This is a genomic window from Paenibacillus paridis (genome assembly GCF_006345825.1).
In the GTDB taxonomy this organism is placed as follows: domain Bacteria; phylum Bacillota; class Bacilli; order Paenibacillales; family Paenibacillaceae; genus Pristimantibacillus; species Pristimantibacillus paridis.
The window spans coordinates 358-845 of sequence record NZ_VCIX01000022.1 but is presented as its reverse complement, the minus strand read 5'-3'; the positions used below and the strand labels follow the sequence as shown (position 1 = coordinate 845).

The following is a 488-nucleotide window of genomic DNA, read 5'->3' as shown; positions in this document are numbered from 1 at the left end:
GGTGAAAGCTTTATCTCCGAAAGAATGGATGACCCAGCAAGTGTCCTGCTAACTTTACGTGATGAGCATACGAATGAAATAATGGGATTGGCCTACTATCATGTCGATGTAGAACCGAAAAGCAGCAGCCAACAAGAAAATCTTAGTGCTTATGCATTTACGCTGTATTTCAGACCTGTATTTCAGTGGAGTAAGTCAGAGATGCAGAGGCTGCTGCATGCCGCATTGCTTTCAACGAAGCAGCTCGGGGTTAGCCACGTCATTACTCGAATCACTTTGAAAGACTTCAATATTTTTGCCCTTATGATTCGAGAAGGCTTTGACGATTTTGGGATAGAAAATATGAGTACTATTCATTTATATAAAAAGGTGTGATATGAAAAAATACGTCAATGCCAAGGATATATTGCCTGAACATTTGATCAAGGAAATTCAGAAGCATGTCAGAGGCAAGCACATCTACATCCCACAAACAGAGCGGCAAACTT

The 488-nt window shown here is 40.8% G+C and carries 1 protein-coding gene; it reads left to right on the top strand.

What is annotated here, in order from left to right:
* Nucleotides 1-375, top strand: a 375-nt coding sequence (locus FJQ58_RS32180; RefSeq protein WP_162341216.1) for a hypothetical protein, incomplete at its 5' end; no start/stop codon positions are given.
* Nucleotides 376-488 lie beyond the last annotated feature (113 nt).